The organism is Roseovarius albus, from assembly GCF_900172335.1.
Classification (GTDB): domain Bacteria; phylum Pseudomonadota; class Alphaproteobacteria; order Rhodobacterales; family Rhodobacteraceae; genus Roseovarius; species Roseovarius albus.
On record NZ_FWFX01000012.1, the window covers coordinates 1 to 17,732 of the forward strand.

Sequence of the window (17,732 nt, forward strand, 5' to 3'; positions counted from 1 at the left end):
CCTCGATCGCCGATGTCGCAATCTGCTCCGGGCTGCGCGGCACATGCGGCGACTTATCCTGCGTTCCCCCCGAGCCGGTCACGGCACAGGTGATGAATACTTCGCGGTTCATGGTCAAAGGCATGACGATTCCTCCAATGGATTTGGAAATCAGAGTAGCCCGCTGGTGTAGAAAGTGATTTTGCCCTAAAAGACAAAAATCATGCAAAAATGGACAAAACCAGATCAGCCCCCGATACGGATTGCGCTCTTGCTTTTTGACCGCTTTTCCAACCTGTGTATGGCCAATTGTATTGAGCCTTTGCGTGCCGCAAATACTCAAACACTGCGCGAAAACTTTCATTGGATGATTTACACGGTAGATGGCGCTCCAGCCAGTTCATCCAGCGGGATCGAAGTTGTGGCACATGCAAATCTGGCCGAATTGACGCAGGTGGATTACCTATTTGTGCTAGCCAGCTATAACCATGACGAACATGACCGACGAGAAACCCGACGAATCCTTCGGTCTGCCGCTGCCAAGGCGAGTACCGTGGTTGGCCTTGATGCAGGACCATGGTTGCTCGCGTCTGCGGGCTTATTGGATGGGCGGCAAGCAACGATTCACTGGGACTTGTTGGATGCGTTTTCCGAGCGTTTTCTGGAAGTGCGAGCCGAGCGCGAACAAGTTCTGCACGACGGCCCCTACATGACCTGCGCCGGGGCCATGTCTGCGCTGGAGATGACATTAGGTTTGATTGAGCATCACCTCGGAGCGGCACCACGTCTGGATGTTGAAGCCTTGTTTTTGCATGGCACACAGTTGGGAGAACTCCGATCTGATCAGAACACGTCTTCCGACCCTCTCACCAAACGTGCCCTTCAAGTAATGCGTGAAAACATCGAAAATCCTCTGGGCCTTGCTGAACTATCTCACCGACTATCCTGCCAGCCCCGCACATTGAGCAGGCGTTTTCATACACGATTGGGCGCGTCTCCGGGAGCGGTCTATCGCCACATGCGCTTGGCTGCAGCACGAAAACTGTTGGAGTCCAGTACCCTTAGCGTCTCTGAAACTGCTTTGCGCTGTGGCTACGATTCACCTGCAGCCATGGCGCGTGCTATTCGTCAATATTACGGCCTGAGCCCCAGGCAGCTCCGCCTCAAAGCCAGGTCGATAATCCAGCAGGTGTGATCAACCTGCCTAGGTTTTGCCGAGGGTGTTAACCGTTGCGTCCCGCATGCTCTTGAGTTCATCGATGGCCTCGTCAAGCTGCACGCGCTGCGCCTGCAAGTCGACCAACTGCCTGTCCGCCAATTCGATCAGGTTCTGCATTTGCGCGTCAGTGCCTTCATTTTCATAAATCAAAAGCCATTGGCGAATATCTTCAAGCGGGAAACCCCACTTGCGACCGCGCAGTATCAATGTCATCCGGGCAACTTCGCGCGATCCATAAAAACGTGATCGCCCTTCACGCTCTGGTTGAAGCAATTCAATGTACTCATAATACCGAAGCGTCCTTGGAGTCACGTCGAACTTGGCGCACATTTCTTTGAACGATAAGCGAGTTTCAGACATATGGAGATCCTATATCGTTACGTCATTACTTTACCGCAGTCTGAAACAAGAGCAACCATCAGCTTGCGCCGTGCAAAGATTCCGGCACATATAGACCCAGACAAGAGGGCATGATGGATATCAATCAAACCAAAATTGCAAAACAGTTTATCGAAGCAATTCCACATTCGCAGGCGCTTGGCATGAAGCTTGCCAGCGTTAGCAAAGGTACAGCTGAGATGACGATGGATTATAACAAGCAGTTCGTCGGTGACCCGGCTACGGGGGTGATCCACGGTGGTGCCGTTTCCGCGTTGATGGATACCTGTTGTGGGACCGCAGTGATGAGCCATCCGTCCTCGCCCACGAGCACGGCCACTATTGATCTGAGGATCGACTACATGCGTCCTGCCACCCCGGGCCAACGTATTACGGCCATTGCCGAATGTTACCACATCACCCGTTCAGTCGCCTTTGTGCGCGCTCGCGCTATAGATGAGGACGCGGATCGTCCTGTTGCCACGGCAACCGGCACTTTCACGGTAGAGGGTAAATGATGTCGCGCGTAAAACCGGAACCGATGCAGGTGATTAAGCAACGTCGTGATGCAGTGCTGAATGCGTTGGTTAGTGGCGTCCCTTACGTTCAATTTCTGGGTATTCACTTTGATCGCCGCGGTGATGAGTTGACTGCCGTCATGCCTTTCGAGGAACGGTTAATCGGCAATCCGATGCTGCCTGCCCTGCATGGCGGAGCAACAGCAGCCTTTCTTGAGGTGACCGCGATCATTGGCCTGAGTTGGTCGATGCTTTGGCAGGATATTGAATCCGGCAATCTGGATGCCGAGGAGATGGCCGCAGGCAATATGCCACGCCTTCCTAAAACCATCAGCTTCACCGTCGATTACCTGCGGTCGGGTTTGCCCCGCGATGCCTATGCTCGCGCACATGTCACCCGCTCGGGCCGTCGCTATGCCACCGTACATACCGAAGCGTGGCAGGACAATCGCGCACGTCCTATTGCGCAGGCCACCGCACATTTCCTGATGCCGCGTCAGGATGGCTGAGGCGACGCAACCCATCACCCATAAACGGGTTTTTAAAATTGCGGCACCCATTGTGCTATCAAATGCAACCGTCCCAATCCTGGGGGCCGTAGATACGGGTGTCGTAGGTCAAATCGGTGAAGCCGCCCCAATCGCCGCCGTCGCCGTCGGCGCGACTATGTTGACCGCAATCTATTGGATGTTCGGATTTCTGCGCATGGGCACCAGTGGCTTGACCAGTCAAGCGTTTGGGGCTGGGCGGTCGGGCGAGGTTTCAGCCCTATTGATGCGGGCCTTGATGATTGGCTTTACGGCAGGGGTCTCGATCATCCTGCTCCAACTTCCGATATTCGCCGGTGCCTTCGTTGTGTCACCCGCAAGCGCCGAGGTCGAAGAACTCGCCCGTGAATACATGGCCATCCGCGTCTGGAGTGCGCCAGCACTGATCGGCCTATACGGCATTACCGGCTGGTTGATCGCTCTCGAGCGCACTAAATCCGTTCTGGTCTTGCAGGTTTGGATGAACGGCCTGAATATTGTGTTGGATTTATGGTTTGTGCTGGGCCTCGGTTGGGGAGTGGCTGGCGTTGCACAAGCCACTTTCATTGCAGAATGGACAGGCTTGGCCCTTGGACTTTGGTTATGTCGGGATGTTTTTTCCAATCCCGCGTGGCGTGATTGGTCCCGTGTTTTCGACCCTGTGCAACTTCGCCACATGTCAGTAGTAAATATCGACATCCTACTCCGATCGTTGATGTTACAAATAATGTTTGTCTCATTCTTGTTGCTGGGCGGTGTGTACGGGGATGTCGCCTTAGCAGCCAATCAGGTTCTGCTGCAATTCTTGCATATCACGGCCTACGCGATGGATGGGTTTGCTTTTGCTGTTGAAGCTCTCGTCGGGCAAGCTGTCGGGGCGCGCAATCAAGCTCGCCTTCGGCGCAGCGTTATCATTTCCAGCCAATGGGGGCTGATTGCAAATATCCTTTTCGCTCTAGCCTTCGCACTCTGTGGCGGCATGTTGATTGACCTGATGGCCAAAGCACCCGAGGTTCAAACTGAGGCACGCCTATATCTGCCGTACATGGTGTTGGCTCCGCTTTTGGGGTTGGGAGCTTGGATGTTGGACGGCATATTCATCGGCGCCACCCGGACGCGCGACATGCGCAACATGATGGCGCTCAGCCTTCTCGTTTACCTCGTCTCGCTCGCGTCACTGATGCCGATATTTGGCAACCACGGCCTGTGGATTGCCCTGCTGATCAGCTTCGTTGCGCGCGGTGTGACCCTTGGACTGCGCTATCCCGCATTGGAGGCCAGCGCGGCAAAATAACAGCATTTCGCCCATATCCTGCCTGACTTTGGGGTAAGAACGGTCTTAAGAATTGATAAATGCACGCAAATCGGGCAATAATTCCGAAAATCATAAGGCGTTGAGCAGAAAATGACGCCACCAAACGAGGCAAGAGTAATGAAAAACAGGCTTTTATTGTGTATTGCAGTGGTTCTCACCGCTTGCGGCGGCGGACGCGACCAAAGCCGTCCAACCAGCTATGCATCTTCCGTGTCACGCGCGGCCCCTCTGGTGAATGGCCCGATCAACAAGGCCTGCCTGGCCTCGGATCGCAAGGCCCGCTCGCGTCAATTGTGCGGGTGTATCCAAGCGGTGGCCAATCAGACCTTGACCGTGACCGAACAAAAGCGCGCGATCCAGTTCTACCGCGATCCGCATCTGGCACAGGAAGTTCGCCAGTCAGATCGCGCCAGTGACGAACGGTTCTGGAAAACCTATGTGGCCTACGGCGAACGTGCAAAAGCGATCTGCACTTAATCTCGCTCAAATAGATTCAAGCTTTCAGCCGGTAACCCCGGCTGAACATGCCCCAGGCGATCAAACAGATCGTGAGTGTAGCAAAGCTCGCGACACAAAGCCCCAACCAAGGGGATGCATCAGACACCCCCAGCACCCCAAATCGCACACCATCGATTAGATAGAAAATCGGGTTGAATTGCGTAAACGTCCGGAGGACCGGTGGCAGAGCCTGCACTGAATAGAACGTGCCTGAAAGGAATGCCAAGGGCGTCACGATGAAATTGGTGATCGCTGCCATCTGGTCGAACTTGTTGGCGAAAATTCCCGCGACAATACCTAGCCCCCCCAAGAAGGCGGCACCCAGAATGACGAAGACCAGCGCCCAGATCGGGTGCTGTACGCCAATGCCCAAAAACATCAGCAAGCCCAATCCGATGGCCAAAGCCACCAACAGACCCCGCCCCACTGCGCCGGCCAGATAACCGAACACCAATTCCGCCGGGCTGAGCGGTGGCATCAGGGTATCCACGATGTTCCCCTGCACTTTGGAAATGACAATCGAAGAAGATGTATTGGCAAAGGCGTTCTGAATCACCGTCATCATCAAAATGCCTGGCGCGATAAAGGTGGTGAAATCCACACCCATCACGTCACCGCGACGTGGACCAATGGCGATAGAGAATATCATTAAGAAAAGACCAGCCGTGACTAGCGGGGCCATCAATGTCTGTGTCCAGACCGCTAGAAAACGTTGCACTTCGCGCGAGGCCAAAGTGTAAAGTCCCAGCCAGTTGATCGCCCCAAATCGGCGAGCCCCCATGTCGGATTTACCAGTCATGATCTTAGATTCCGTCAGATGCGATTCGATGCCTTGTAACTTAATGCACAGTGACTAGAATAGGGCCTTCGATGGAATTTACGGGCGGTCTGTGATAAAGGCCCCCAAGAGGATGAGGAAGCAGGCCAATGTCCTGGAACGACGAGCGCGTTGAACTTCTGAAGAAGATGTGGGGCGAAGGCCAATCCGCCAGCCAGATCGCCAAGGAACTGGGCGGTGTCACACGCAATGCCGTAATCGGCAAGGTGCATCGGCTGGGCCTGTCCAACCGCAATGGATCAGGCGGCAGTTCGGATTCGGCAGCCAAGGCCAAACCAAAGGCTGCGGCAAAACCAAAGGCCGCGCCGAAAGCAGCGCCAGAGCCAAAGCCGGAAATCAAAACCCAGCCTGCACGTGATACAACTGCGGCACCGATCAGCAGGGCCAAGCAGATCATTCCGGCGGGGCAACCATTGCCGCCGCAGCCTTCAGCCAATGAAATTGATCCTGCCGCTTTGGCAAAGGTGAATGAGATTGAAAAGAAAGCAAAAAAACTAAGCCTGATGGAGCTGACCGAGCGCACCTGCAAGTGGCCTGTTGGCGATCCGGCAACGCCAGATTTTTGGTTCTGCGGCCTACCCGTGCAATCCGGCAAGCCCTATTGCGAAGCCCACGTTGGCGTGGCCTTCCAACCCATGAGCAGCCGTCGCGACCGCAAACGGTAACAGGTGCTAACGCTTTAAAACAAAAGCCCCGGAATTTTCCGGGGCTTTTTTGTTGCCATGACCATTTTTCAATTAGGTTGGGTTGGGCTGTTTGTCCTGGTCACCTGATGCATCTTCGTTCCCGTCTGCCGCGTCCAGCACTTCGGCATCTTCAATCTCAGCTTCAGCACCCTCTTCCTCATTTCCGGATGCGTCTTCCGTTGACGGGGCCGCGCCAACCAGCAGCGGCAGCATCTCAAATCCAACCGGGCTGGTGGTCGCACTGACCGGAGGCGCCCGCCAGCTGAGCGTATCGAATGATTCGCAATTTTCGCAGGACGGCACCCAATCCGCATGAATGTGCTGACAACTGTCACAGACCCATTGCGGGCCGCGAGGGGCCGCAAGTGCGCGGGCCAGCCAAGCGCGGACGACTGCATCATCTGCCCCCTCACCACGTTCGATCGCCGCCATCAGAGTGAGTACCCGCGTGTCCGGTTCGCTCTCGGCCAAATCACCCATAGCGCGGCGGGCCGCAGGGAAATCTTCAGCTGCGATTTGCAGTTCAGCACTCAACAGCTTCGCTTCGCGATGATCCGCGTGGTACTTAAGCAGTTTTGCGAACCGCTTCACGCGGGCTGCAGGTGTTTCTTCAGGTTCGATCTCCGCAAAAACAGCTGCAAGATCTGGGTGAGGCTGAGCATTCCAAGCTTTCACGATCAACCGGGTCGCATTGCGCTTGGAGCCTTGCGCAATATAGCTGCGGGCAGCCAACACAGCCGCAGGCACCAGATCTGGCGACATCTTGTTCGCCTCAATCGCGGTTTCACGGGCTGCAATATCGTGGCCGTCATCCCAAACGCCACGTGCCTCGGACAGGGCCAGAACCGCATCGCGGCGCTTGTGCACATCGCGCGGCAACGCCCCGTACTTCAGCTTGGCTTTCAGGGTGCCCCGTGCGCCACTCCAATCTTCACTCTTGGCTTGCAGGTTCAGCAAAGTATCCTGCACTTCCGCATGCTTTGGTTTGAGCGCAAAGGCCGTTTCCGCCAACTTCAAAGCCGTCTGCGTATCGCCCGATTCCAGCTTTTGCTGCATCAAGCCACGCACGCCAACAAAGCGGGTTTTTTCGTTCTTCAGCAGCTTCTTGTAGACTTCTTCGGCTTTCTTGTGGTCGCCCTTTATCTCGGCGGCTTGGGCCGTGATCAGATTGGTTAGCGCGGGTTTCTTGAGATATTTATCTGCCTTGGCCGCTTTGGCCATCGCGACATCCCCTTCCCCCGAAGCCAAAGCCACGATGCCATCGGACAACGCCTTATAACCTTTTTCTTGACGGTTTTTATCGAAATAACGCGAGATTGCGGTCTCGTCACCGTTGATAAATTTCAGCAAAGCAACAAGGAAGGCCAACACCTTCAAACCTAACCAGACCGCAATGACCATCAAGATCACGGCGATCACAGCGGTCAGCAAGGTCAGGTTATATTCCTGCCCCGCCATTTCGATGCGGACGCCGCCGTCCAACTCCAGCAGCATGATTGCGCCGTAGGCCGCAGCAGCGATCAGGGCGACAAATACGACGATCTTTGTAATGGACCACAACATGTTAAACGCCCCTAATCCCTATCAGTTCAAATTTTCATTCAGCGTCTGTAGCGCTGATATGGCGGCCAATCGTTGGGCCACATCCCCGGACCAATCCGTCAGAATGACCAGTGCCGGTTCCGGCAAGGCCTGTAATTCCGACAAGACGTCATGAAGACGCTCTTCGCGCAAGGCCGCTTCGGCCCGGGAAAGCACCGCATCGGCACTGTCACCTTCTTGCGGTTCAAGCGAGCGAGCGCCAAGCGCACTGCGCAACAGTGCCCCAACACCCTTGCTTCCGTTGTCTTCCCCGGCTGTGCTTCGCGCTATCCGTAACGCCTCGCGGGCCAACTCAGGAAAACTTTCCTGTAATTCAGCCAGAGATTTCACGCCATCGCCTGAAAACTGCGACAGATCCTTAGGAACGGCCACGCCCGCGGCTGAAAGCTCCGATACAGGGGTTGAAAACGCCGCCCCCGTATCCATGGCAATTTGGATCTGGCCAAGCGCCGCACGTTGCGCCGCAAGTTTGGCCTCGGCTTCCATACCCTGCGCCTGCCCGAGCATCGCCTCGATTTCAGTGCGTTGTTGAGTCATCTGGTCCTGAAGGGCCATGAGAGCATCGGCATCTGCACCGCTTCCGCTTGCCAAAGACGCCAGACCTTCGAGATTGGTTTCAACCTGCTCCAAGCGCTTGACCAAGCCGGACACCGAAGCCCCAAGCTCGTCATGAGCGGTCTGCAAGCCCGACAAGTCAGGCATTACCGTATCAGCACCCTTTTTCTGCAAGGCGTCAATCGCTTCCGAATGTTTCGCGATCAAGGCCTCAAGCTGCGGCACCCGATCATCAGCAACCTGATCAGAACGCCCCCAATCCGGAAACAGATACAATGACGCTGCAAATCCGATACCTGCGGCGATCACGCCTCCGAACACGGCGGGAAAGAACCCACTCTTGCGCGGCTCGTTTTCTGGCGGCTCTCCTACAGATACGGGCTCTGGTGCGGATGCTTCGGAAAGAACGGGCTCCAATGCCTCTGATTCCTCCAAAGCAATGGAATCTTCGGTGGTGACTTCTGTATCGACACCTTCGAAGGCTTCGTCTCCACCATTGGTTTCCACGTCTGCTTCATTTACGTCAGATGTTTCGCTTTCAGTATCAACATCTTTCGGCTGATCCTCGGGCACCTCACCTGTCGGTGTTTCCTCTGGCTGATCTTTCGGCTCAGAGATCTTTTCTACAGCATCCTCAGAGGCCTGCACTTCTGTTTCTTGGCTCTGATCGGTTGAATTATCCGTGGTTTCCTGCTTTGCAGATGCTTCGACATCCGCCTCTTCAGGCTTGGCAGTTGCCTTTTTGGGTTTCGCTGCCTTGCGAGATTTCGGAGTTTTAGCCACGTTAAATCACCTTTTCGAATCTTGAGCCGCGGTCGGCGTCAATTGACCTTACTTTGCGGATTACAGACCCTCAAGTCGCTTAACGTCCCTGATTTGTTTGGCAACTTCATCCAAAACCGCTTGCAGATTAGGTTTCAGGGCTGTTCGCAGTTGAGCAGAGTATGCTTCTGGCACGGTCGCGGCAACCTTATTACTGATCGCCACGGGATAGATCTGTGCCGCTGGATTCGCTTGATCAAATAGCAACCTGGAACTGCGCGCCGACATCAGCGGAACAATCACCGGGTTGGCACTCTGGAGCAAATCTTTGGCCTCAGACGTCAGCCGCTTTGCATGCTGACGATAAACAATTGCACTTTGAACCGTGATACCAGACTGGTCGAGCTTGGCAGCAATATCCTCCGACACATGTTCACCGCGAAGATACAACGCAGGCAATTGGGGCCTCGCTGCAAGCAGGACTTTAACCAGTTCAGCCGCATCACCCTTGCAATCGACTGGATCGAGCCCGATCGCTCGCGCTGCCGTGGCCGTTGTGGAGCCGACTGCGTAACAGGCGAATGCCCGATCATCTGTTAGCGCGGCAAACGCCTGCACCGCGACATGCGAAGTGAAGACCAAGGTGTTTATCGATACCCATTTCACCTGAGGCGAGAGAAACTCCATTCGCATTGCTGGGGCCCGTAAAATGCGAAGATCTGCGCCAAAACGCGCGATCAGCTCTTGTTCAAACCTGATGGCCGCCTCTTCAGGACGTATAATCAGAATTGTCGGTAGCATTCGTTTAAACCAGAGTTGTTTGCGCCTGTCCCCGGTGTTACCTGTCCTGAAAGGCTCACGCAACGGACAGAGTATGAACAACGACTTAACAGTGCTTGGATTGGAAAGCAGTTGTGATGATACTGCCGCTGCAGTCGTGCGTGTTTCCGATGGGCAGCCCCCCCAAATCTTGTCATCTGTCGTGTTCGGGCAAAATGATTTGCACGCCGACTTTGGCGGTGTGGTGCCGGAAATCGCAGCGCGCGCGCATGCTGAAAAGCTTGATTACTGCGTTAGGGACGCATTGCAAGCATCAGGTACCGCATTGAGCGACATCGACCTGATCGCTGTCACCGCAGGACCCGGCCTGATTGGTGGAGTTCTCTCTGGTGTGATGTGCGCCAAGGGGATTGCAGCGGGTGCAGATCTGCCTTTGATCGGTGTGAACCACCTTGCTGGGCACGCCCTAACCCCTCGTTTGACAGACCAGCTGACGTACCCCTACCTGATGCTGCTGGTCTCAGGTGGGCATTGTCAGTTTCTCATCGTCCATAGCCCCACGGGGTTTACACGCGTTGGAGGCACCATTGATGACGCCCCGGGCGAGGCTTTTGATAAAACCGCACGGCTTCTTGGCTTGTCGCAACCCGGTGGCCCAAGTGTGGAGGTGCGCGCCAAGCTGGGGGATCCAAAGCGGTTCCGCTTCCCACGGCCCTTGCTGGATCGCGATGACTGCGACCTGTCCTTCTCGGGCTTGAAAACCGCACTTCTGCGTACCCGCGATACGATCATTACAGAGCAAGGCGGGCTTAGGCAGCAAGATGTAAATGACTTGTGCGCCGGGTTTCAAGCCGCGGTGACCGACACCTTGGCAGCCAAAACGCGCCGCGCCCTTAGGAAATATCTACAGAAGGCTCCCCAATCCCCTGCGATTGCGGTGGCGGGAGGCGTTGCGGCCAATCAGGCGATCCGATCTGCTCTCGAAACAGCCGCCGCCGAGCATGACACGGCTTTCGTCGCGCCTCCTCTGGCGCTTTGTACCGACAACGCGGCCATGATCGCCTATGCCGGGGCAGAGGTGTTCAGCGCCGGAGAACGCAGCGACATGACACTTGCCGCGCGTCCCCGTTGGCCCTTGGATCAAACCAGCCCCTCAATGTTGGGCAGCGGCAAAAAAGGGGCCAAAGCATGATTTGTGTGATGGGGGCTGGGGCATTCGGGACTGCGCTGGCGATTTCTCTGGCCCACAATGGCGAGGTTTCCCTCTGGGCGCGGGACGCTAGACATGCGCAAGAAATGGATCAGCATCGCGAAAACCGCAAACGCCTGCCCGGGATTATGCTGCCGGATCGAATTAGTATCCATTCTGATCCGAGTTCACTGCCTGAGGACAGCACGATTTTGCTCTCGATCCCAACACAAAAACTACGGGCTGCCTTAACGGAACACGCTAAGACACTTTCAAGAGCTACGCTTGTGGCCTGCTGCAAAGGCATCGAACTTTCCACGGGTAAGGGCCCCGTGCAAATCATCAACGAAATCCTTCCAAACGCGAAAACCGCGATTCTGACGGGCCCATCCTTCGCCGATGACATCGCCCGTGACTTGCCAACGGCGCTAACCTTGGCCTGCGAAGACGAGGCTGTAGGCAAAACGCTTCAAAACAACCTGACGACCCCGAACCTCAGACTTTACCGAACCACGGATGTGACCGGCGCTGAACTGGGTGGTGCACTGAAAAACGTTATAGCAATTGGCTGTGGCACCGTCATAGGAGCGGGGCTGGGCGAAAGCGCACGCGCGGCACTGATGACCCGTGGCTTTGCCGAGATGAGCCGTATGGCCGTTTCTCTCGGTGCGAACGTAGAAACATTGGCTGGTCTGTCTGGCTTTGGCGATCTGGTATTGACCTGCGGCTCCGATCAGTCGCGCAATTTTCGCTATGGCCGCAGCATCGGACGCGATGAGACGTTCGACAGCGCTGTCACAGTCGAAGGTGCTGCCACGGCAAAAGCGGTGCGTGATATTGCCCACGAAAAGTCACTCGAAATGCCGATCACAGAAGTGATCGCCGCTTTGATCGATCAGGAATTGCGCGTTGATCAGGCCATGGATATGTTACTCTCAAGACCACTGAAGGAAGAATAATGCTAATTGCTCTGATGGCCCAAGACAAACCAGGTGCCCTGCAAACCCGTCTCGATAACCGTGATAAGCATGTTGCCTATCTCAAGGAAACCGGTGTCGTTAGTCAGGCAGGTCCGTTGCTGGACAACAACGAACAAATGATCGGCTCGCTGGTCATTCTGGATGTTGACGATATGGCCGCAGCCCAAGCCTGGGCCGCCAATGACCCCTATGCCAAGGCGGACCTGTTTGCCGAGGTCAAACTGGTCCCTTGGAAAAAGGTGATCTGATCATGCGCTACTGGCTGTTCAAATCCGAACCCTCAACCTGGAGCTGGGATGATCAGGTCGCCAAGGGCGATGAGGGCGAAGAGTGGGACGGCGTACGCAATTATCAGGCACGCAACTTCATGCGCGAAATGAAGGTTGGCGATCGCGGATTTTTCTACCACAGCCAAAAGGAAAAGGCTGTGGTGGGCATCGTCGAAGTAATCAACGAGGCCCACTCTGACAGCACCACGGATGATGAACGCTGGGAATGCGTCGACATCAAAGCCGTTGGCCCGTTACAAACACCGATTACGCTGGCAATGATCAAGGCCGACCCAAGGCTGGCCGAGATGGCGCTGGTGCGCACATCGCGGCTATCCGTACAACCAGTCACGGCTGATGAATGGGCCATTGTCTGTGATATGGCTGGTTCCGCGCCTTAGACGCCTCAGCCTTTCTTGCCGTTGTACCCGCTACGCTGCGCATTATAGAGCTGCGCATAGAGGCCATTTACCTCCAACAACTCGTCATGTGTGCCCTGTTCGAACAGCCCACCCGATTCCATGACATAGATCTGATCGGCATCCGCGATTGACGAAAGCCTGTGTGCAACAACGATTGTGGTGCGCCCATTGGTCAACCGGGTTAGCGCGGTTTTGATCCGTGCCTCGGTGGCCTGGTCAAGCGCGCTTGTCGCCTCATCAAGCAGCAGAATCGGCGCGTCACTTAAAAATGCCCTGGCAATCGCAATCCGTTGCTTTTGCCCACCCGACAACTGTGCGCCCTTTGGGCCAACCGCAGTATCGCCTCGTTTACGCATCAGATCAGCAATCTCGGCATTTTCGGCAGCTTGCCAGATCTGCTCATCCGTTGCTTCCCGGTTCACGTATTTGATGTTTTCCCAGATAGATTTGTTGAAAATCACGATATCTTGGGCAACGACGGAAAACGCAGAACGGAGGGACTTAATTTTTAGCTCGTCGACTTTTCCCCCACCGACTGTAATTTCACCACCCTTCACATCGTACAACCTCGTCAGTAACGACAGAACTGTTGTTTTGCCTGACCCAGTCGCTCCAACAATGGCGGATACCTTTCCACCCTCGAAATTCATGTTTAGTCCGTTGAACAATGGCTGTTCTGGATCGTACGAAAACACGACATCCTTCAAAGTAATGTCACCACTGGTATCGAACTCGGTACCTGCATTAGGTGCGTCTTTGATGGAACTGTCCTCAGAGTACAAGCTGCGCACACGGTCCAATGTCACCAGATTGGACTGCATGGAGCTGAAATACTGCCCCAACAATCGCGCAGGATCGAATACCATAACCAAACCCAGCAGGAACGTGATTATGCCTGCGCTATCCACGTCATAATTAGGGCTCAGCACCATATAGCCGCCGCCGCCGATAACCATCACATAGACGACCGCCGAACTCAGGTCGATGGATGGCGAGACGAGTGCCTGAATGCGTTGCATGTGAACACTTAGGCCGCGCAATCTATTGCTTCCTTCGGTGAGACGATCGATCTCTTTATCTTCTTGGGCCGAAATCTTCACCGTCCGCATTGAGCTGATCGTTTCTTCGATATTGCTCATGTTTTCAATTGCGGCGAGTTCCACCTCGTTTTGCGCTTTTCTGACCCGAGCAGAAACATGGTTCATGATCCACATAATGAACGGCAAAACAACCAAAGCAGATGAGAACAAAATCCAATTTTTATAAATGAGATAGCCGGAAACAATGAGCACTGTGACTAAGTCACGAACGGCATTTGCGGTACTTATGCCAACGAAAAAGCCTAGTTTTTGCGACTGACCGCCAAGTTTATGAATGATTTCCCCTGATTTGGTCCGCTCAAAATAAGCTAGATCAAGAATCATCAGGTGCTTGATCAAGTCTGAGCGCATTCTGAACACGACATCGCTACTCATCCTGACGGCTACCAGCGGCACCAAGTAAGACATCGCGCCACGTACGACGAACAGGAAGAACACGAAAAAGCTGATCATGATCAAATCACGGACGGTTCCGGATTCGAAAATCACCCGAAGGCCGCTTTCCGTTTTGGCCAGAAATTGCTGATAAACAAGCCCCTGAACGATGATCATCAACAAAACCAAAAGCATCATACCGACTTTGTGCTTTAGGTATCCATGCCAAAACCAGTGAAGGTTATCTTTGTCTTTCGCTGAAAAGAACGGTTCTCTTTTTTTATTTGACGTCTTTGCCATCGCGAATTTTGCCTGTCACTCATAGGTTCTGTTTGCTCTTATAGGGTTCTCGCAGAAAGGTCAGCCCCCACTTTGCCTTCGGCGAAATTCCTACACGCCCATATAGCTTGCCGCGATGGATGGATCACCGCGAAGCGTTTCGGCTGACAAGGTTTCACCATTTCGGCCATTCTCAATAAACGCCACGCGGTCAGCAACCGGCAGCACCGCATCAAGGCGTTGCTCAATCAACAAAACGGCAATGCCATCTGCCCGCATTTTGAGAATAACTTGCCGGATTGCTTCGATCATCGATGGTTGCAATCCTTCCGTTGGCTCATCCAAAAGCAATACCTTGGGACGCAAACATAAGGCCCGCGCGGTAGCCAACATTTGTTGCTCTCCGCCTGAAAGCGTTTGGGCGGGTTGCTGCAATCGTTCGCGCAATCGAGGGAACAGGTCGAGTACTTCCTCTAACGTATCTGCGCCACTGTTGCGCGCCCTCAGACCAACCTCAAGATTCTGCGCGACACTCAGGCCCGTGAACAAACGTCGCCCCTGTGGGACATATCCGATTCCAGCGCGCGGGATCTCATAGGCAGGCATGTTGCTGATCACCTGACCATCTAGCGTGATTTCGCCAGACATCAGTGGTAAAAGCCCCATGATGGTTTTCATCGTTGTGGTTTTCCCCGCGCCGTTTCGTCCCAGCAAACAGAGAATTTCACCCGCGCGTACTTCCAAAGACAGATCACGCAGCACCTGCGCTTGATCGTAGCCAGCATTTACGCCTCGCAACTCAAGCATCATCACGTCCCAAATAGGCCGTCTGTACCGCAAAGTTATTCTGAATTTCTTCTGGGGTACCTTCTGCCAGCATACGGCCCCCATCCAGTACGCTAATTTTGTTGGCGGTTGCCATCACAACCTTCATATTATGCTCGATCAACAGGATCGTTGCCTGATCAGCCAAATCGCGGATGAGTTCTTTGAACGCCTCAATCTCCCCATCTGACAACCCTTGTGTCGGTTCGTCCAAAATCAGCAATCGAGGATTTTGTGCCAGCCCCATCCCGATTTCAAGCAACCGTTTATGGCCATAGGCAAGATCCCCGGCGGTTTGGTCAGCACGGCCCAACAAACCAACTTTGTCTATCGTTGCCTCAACCACTTCAGTAACTTGCGCACCTTTCAAAAAACGTCGTGCCGCCAGTGCAATGTTCTCGCGCGCACTCAAACCCGGAAAGATCGAGGTGATCTGAAACGTATAGGCGATTCCCCTTTGGATTCGCTCATGGGCCGGCAAAACGGTGATATCGTACCCATCAAAGGTGACGGTACCTGACGTTGGAGCTAGGCGCCCACAAATGAGGCTGACGAAGGTGGTTTTTCCCGCGCCATTCGGGCCAATCAATGCGCGTATCTGCCCAGCAGGCAGCTCAAAATCCACGCTCGAGACCGCCTCAAGCCCATCAAAACTTTTACTCAACCCTTTGGTAGACAGCAAAGTCATGGCAGGCCCTTCCAGAATCGGCGACGCAATTCGCCCATCAAACCTTGCGGAGCAAAGAGCGTCAGCAGCACCAGCACCACGCCAGCAATCAACATATAGGCACTGGTGATCCCGCTGGAGAGATCAATAAGGTAGAACATGAACAAAGTACCAACAAAGGGGCCAAGGACAGTACCCGCGCCGCCAAGCAACACCCACAACAGTGGGAAGATCGAATACTGGACCGAGGCAAAGCTGGCTCCGGCATAGCCAAACAGCAGGCCATAAGTGGCCCCAGCCGTACCGGACAACGTGCCCGATACCACCATCGCCCCCAGCTTATGTGCAAAGGTACTATAGCCCAGCATGGTCACCCGTTCTTCGTTTTCGCGAATGGCGATCAGGGTTTTGCCAAAGGGCGACCGGATCAGCCACAGGCAAACCACCAGACAGATCGAAAACAGGATCAACGCCGCAAAATAACGATTGGTCGGGTCACTTAGATCGATTCCGGCGATCATCCGGGCGCTTTGGGCAATCACAAAGCCCTCGTCACCGCGAGTCCATTCCCCGAAATACAAGATGGTAAGGTACCCGGCCTGCGCAAACATTAACGTCACAATCATGAAGGCCACACCGGTCGTGCGTAACGCCAGAAGGGCCAGCCCTCCGGACACCAATGCTGCCGAAACCACTCCGGCGATAAGCGCGGGAGCCGCAGGCAGGTCAAAATGCTGAATACCCAGCCCCATGCCGTACATACCCGCCGCGAAAAACAACGCATGCCCTAGGCTCAATAATCCAGTGTAGCCAAAGAGAATATTGTACCCAATGGCGTAGCTGGCGAGCACCATAATCCGCGCCAGATTTCCGTGATGGTAAGCGGGCAGGACGAATTGCAACGCAAACAACACTGCCAACAGGCCGATATGCAGCCCGACCACCTTCATACGCTACGGATTCCAAACAGGCCCTGCGGGCGGAACACCAGAACCAGTCCAACCAACAGCGTGGCCAAAATTTTGGCCAATGTCGGCGAGAAGAACACAGAGATGATTCCGTCACTGAGGCCAATCAATATGGCGGCAACAACTGTCCCCGGAAGACTCCCCAATCCGCCAATAATCACCACAATGAACGACAGCAGCAACGGATCCGCCCCCATCAGATAATGCGCCTGTTGAATGGGCACGATTAAAACTGCGGCCATAGCGGCCAGCCCTGCGCCAATTCCAAAAACCAGTGCATAAATCCGCTCAACCGGAATTCCAAAAGCCAAGGCCATCTCGCGATCTGCCTGCGTGGCGCGCATCAGCAGGCCAATCTTGGTGCGGGTCATCATCAATCGAACCGCAAGCAACAAGGCCGCCGCGGCAACGATAACGAACAGCTTGTAGGTGGTTGTCCCCAACCCCCAAGGCCAGATGAGCTTGAAACCATCCGCACCCATCTCGAACCACGGCAAGGCGATGCGCGTGTTAAAGGGCGGTTGCACTGGGCGCGCCTCGGGGCCAAAGCTCATCAACGTCAATTGCTGAATGATGTAGAGTAATCCGATGGTGGCCACGATCGTGCGTTCGGGATCATAGTCCAATCGTTTCAGAATCGTCATATCCGCCGCGATGGCGAGGCTACCCACCAACAAGGGTGCGATCACAAGTGCCGCCGCAAAGCCGACTGCCGGATGCCCACCCAGCATTTGCGCCACACACCAGGCAATCACCGCGCCCAGCATGAAAAACTCACCATGGGCAATGTTGACCACCCGCATCACGCCAAATACCAGCGACAATCCTACAGCCGTTAGTGCCAGCACCGATGCCGTGATCATGCCCTCAAGCGTGGCAAGTAGTATGTAAGGGCCCAGTTCCATTAGGTTTCAGCCATGCATGGTTGAAGCCGATAGGGCAAGGGGAAGGATGTAGGAAGGGGCGCATTTTAACGCGGGATTAAACACCCCGCCGGTTCA

At 54.7% G+C, this 17,732-nt stretch carries 21 protein-coding genes; 10 read left to right on the forward strand and 11 right to left on the reverse strand.

The genetic code is table 11. The features are described from left to right. Nucleotides 1-124, reverse strand: a 124-nt coding sequence (locus tag ROA7450_RS20820; protein WP_200812974.1) for a 3-keto-5-aminohexanoate cleavage protein, incomplete at its 3' end; no start/stop codon positions are given. A gap of 78 nt (nucleotides 125-202) precedes the next feature. On the opposite strand from ROA7450_RS20820, the gene ROA7450_RS16015 reads away from it, so the two are divergent. Beyond that, nucleotides 203-1,174: a GlxA family transcriptional regulator gene (locus ROA7450_RS16015; RefSeq protein ID WP_085806960.1), complete on the forward strand. Its 972-nt coding sequence runs from the start codon at nucleotides 203-205 to the stop codon at nucleotides 1,172-1,174. Between the two features lie 9 nt (nucleotides 1,175-1,183). Here ROA7450_RS16015 and ROA7450_RS16020 read toward each other — a convergent pair whose 3' ends face one another. Continuing rightward, nucleotides 1,184-1,558 carry a MerR family transcriptional regulator gene (locus ROA7450_RS16020; RefSeq protein WP_085806961.1) on the reverse strand — a complete coding sequence of 125 codons (375 nt, stop codon included), beginning with the start codon at nucleotides 1,556-1,558 and terminating at the stop codon, nucleotides 1,184-1,186. 113 nt (nucleotides 1,559-1,671) lie between these two features. On the opposite strand from ROA7450_RS16020, the gene ROA7450_RS16025 reads away from it, so the two are divergent. From ROA7450_RS16025 to ROA7450_RS16040, 4 genes are all read left to right on the forward strand, one after another. Beyond that, entirely contained in the window at nucleotides 1,672-2,094 is a 423-nt protein-coding gene (locus ROA7450_RS16025) for a PaaI family thioesterase (RefSeq protein WP_085807092.1), read from the forward strand. Beyond that, on the forward strand, nucleotides 2,094-2,603 hold the full coding sequence (locus tag ROA7450_RS16030; RefSeq protein WP_085807093.1) for a PaaI family thioesterase: 510 nt from the start codon (nucleotides 2,094-2,096) through the stop codon (nucleotides 2,601-2,603). The genes ROA7450_RS16025 and ROA7450_RS16030 overlap by 1 nt, the downstream gene beginning before the upstream one ends. Further along, complete coding sequence (locus tag ROA7450_RS16035) at nucleotides 2,596-3,915, forward strand: MATE family efflux transporter (protein WP_085806962.1); 1,320 nt, start codon at nucleotides 2,596-2,598, stop codon at nucleotides 3,913-3,915. Before ROA7450_RS16030 ends, ROA7450_RS16035 begins: the two co-directional genes overlap by 8 nt. Nucleotides 3,916-4,053: 138 nt before the next feature. Further along, nucleotides 4,054-4,413, forward strand: coding sequence for a hypothetical protein (locus ROA7450_RS16040; protein ID WP_234999564.1), 360 nt, complete (start codon nucleotides 4,054-4,056; stop codon nucleotides 4,411-4,413). 16 nt (nucleotides 4,414-4,429) lie between these two features. Here the strand turns inward: ROA7450_RS16040 and ROA7450_RS16045 are convergent, their stop codons facing one another. Continuing rightward, the gene (locus tag ROA7450_RS16045) at nucleotides 4,430-5,233 is read right to left on the reverse strand and encodes an ABC transporter permease (protein ID WP_085806963.1); all 804 of its coding nucleotides are present in this window, start codon (nucleotides 5,231-5,233) and stop codon (nucleotides 4,430-4,432) included. Between the two features lie 128 nt (nucleotides 5,234-5,361). Between ROA7450_RS16045 and ROA7450_RS16050 the strand changes: the two genes are divergently transcribed. Continuing rightward, nucleotides 5,362-5,937 (forward strand): GcrA family cell cycle regulator, encoded by a 576-nt coding sequence (locus tag ROA7450_RS16050; RefSeq protein WP_085806964.1) that lies wholly within the window; start codon nucleotides 5,362-5,364, stop codon nucleotides 5,935-5,937. Between the two features lie 72 nt (nucleotides 5,938-6,009). Here ROA7450_RS16050 and ROA7450_RS16055 read toward each other — a convergent pair whose 3' ends face one another. From ROA7450_RS16055 to ROA7450_RS16065, 3 genes are read right to left on the reverse strand one after another with little or no spacing between them, the layout of a single operon-like run. Beyond that, nucleotides 6,010-7,521, reverse strand: coding sequence for a heme biosynthesis protein HemY (locus tag ROA7450_RS16055; protein WP_085806965.1), 1,512 nt, complete (start codon nucleotides 7,519-7,521; stop codon nucleotides 6,010-6,012). Nucleotides 7,522-7,542: 21 nt separating this feature from the next. Beyond that, complete coding sequence (locus ROA7450_RS16060; protein ID WP_085806966.1) at nucleotides 7,543-8,898, reverse strand: COG4223 family protein; 1,356 nt, start codon at nucleotides 8,896-8,898, stop codon at nucleotides 7,543-7,545. Between the two features lie 60 nt (nucleotides 8,899-8,958). Then, the gene (locus ROA7450_RS16065) at nucleotides 8,959-9,678 is read right to left on the reverse strand and encodes a uroporphyrinogen-III synthase (protein ID WP_085806967.1); all 720 of its coding nucleotides are present in this window, start codon (nucleotides 9,676-9,678) and stop codon (nucleotides 8,959-8,961) included. A 73-nt stretch (nucleotides 9,679-9,751) separates the two neighbouring features. Here ROA7450_RS16065 and tsaD point away from each other — a divergent pair, with 73 nt between their 5' ends. From tsaD to ROA7450_RS16085, 4 genes are read left to right on the forward strand one after another with little or no spacing between them, the layout of a single operon-like run. Beyond that, the gene (tsaD, locus tag ROA7450_RS16070; protein WP_085806968.1) at nucleotides 9,752-10,849 is read left to right on the forward strand and encodes a tRNA (adenosine(37)-N6)-threonylcarbamoyltransferase complex transferase subunit TsaD; all 1,098 of its coding nucleotides are present in this window, start codon (nucleotides 9,752-9,754) and stop codon (nucleotides 10,847-10,849) included. Next, nucleotides 10,846-11,805, forward strand: coding sequence for an NAD(P)H-dependent glycerol-3-phosphate dehydrogenase (locus ROA7450_RS16075; RefSeq protein WP_085806969.1), 960 nt, complete (start codon nucleotides 10,846-10,848; stop codon nucleotides 11,803-11,805). The genes tsaD and ROA7450_RS16075 overlap by 4 nt, the downstream gene beginning before the upstream one ends. Next, entirely contained in the window at nucleotides 11,805-12,074 is a 270-nt protein-coding gene (locus tag ROA7450_RS16080) for a YciI family protein (protein WP_085806970.1), read from the forward strand. Before ROA7450_RS16075 ends, ROA7450_RS16080 begins: the two co-directional genes overlap by 1 nt. A gap of 2 nt (nucleotides 12,075-12,076) precedes the next feature. Beyond that, the gene (locus ROA7450_RS16085; RefSeq protein ID WP_085806971.1) at nucleotides 12,077-12,496 is read left to right on the forward strand and encodes an EVE domain-containing protein; all 420 of its coding nucleotides are present in this window, start codon (nucleotides 12,077-12,079) and stop codon (nucleotides 12,494-12,496) included. A gap of 5 nt (nucleotides 12,497-12,501) precedes the next feature. Here ROA7450_RS16085 and ROA7450_RS16090 read toward each other — a convergent pair whose 3' ends face one another. The 5 genes from ROA7450_RS16090 to ROA7450_RS16110 form a co-directional block, all read right to left on the reverse strand. Further along, nucleotides 12,502-14,190 (reverse strand): ABC transporter ATP-binding protein, encoded by a 1,689-nt coding sequence (locus tag ROA7450_RS16090; RefSeq protein ID WP_234999565.1) that lies wholly within the window; start codon nucleotides 14,188-14,190, stop codon nucleotides 12,502-12,504. Between the two features lie 192 nt (nucleotides 14,191-14,382). Further along, entirely contained in the window at nucleotides 14,383-15,078 is a 696-nt protein-coding gene (locus ROA7450_RS16095; RefSeq protein WP_085806973.1) for an ABC transporter ATP-binding protein, read from the reverse strand. Beyond that, a complete protein-coding gene (locus tag ROA7450_RS16100; RefSeq protein ID WP_085806974.1) occupies nucleotides 15,071-15,784 on the reverse strand; it encodes an ABC transporter ATP-binding protein in 714 nt (237 codons plus the stop codon). Before ROA7450_RS16100 ends, ROA7450_RS16095 begins: the two co-directional genes overlap by 8 nt. Next, complete coding sequence (locus ROA7450_RS16105; protein WP_085806975.1) at nucleotides 15,781-16,713, reverse strand: branched-chain amino acid ABC transporter permease; 933 nt, start codon at nucleotides 16,711-16,713, stop codon at nucleotides 15,781-15,783. Before ROA7450_RS16105 ends, ROA7450_RS16100 begins: the two co-directional genes overlap by 4 nt. After that, on the reverse strand, nucleotides 16,710-17,636 hold the full coding sequence (locus ROA7450_RS16110; protein ID WP_085806976.1) for a branched-chain amino acid ABC transporter permease: 927 nt from the start codon (nucleotides 17,634-17,636) through the stop codon (nucleotides 16,710-16,712). Before ROA7450_RS16110 ends, ROA7450_RS16105 begins: the two co-directional genes overlap by 4 nt. Nucleotides 17,637-17,732 lie beyond the last annotated feature (96 nt).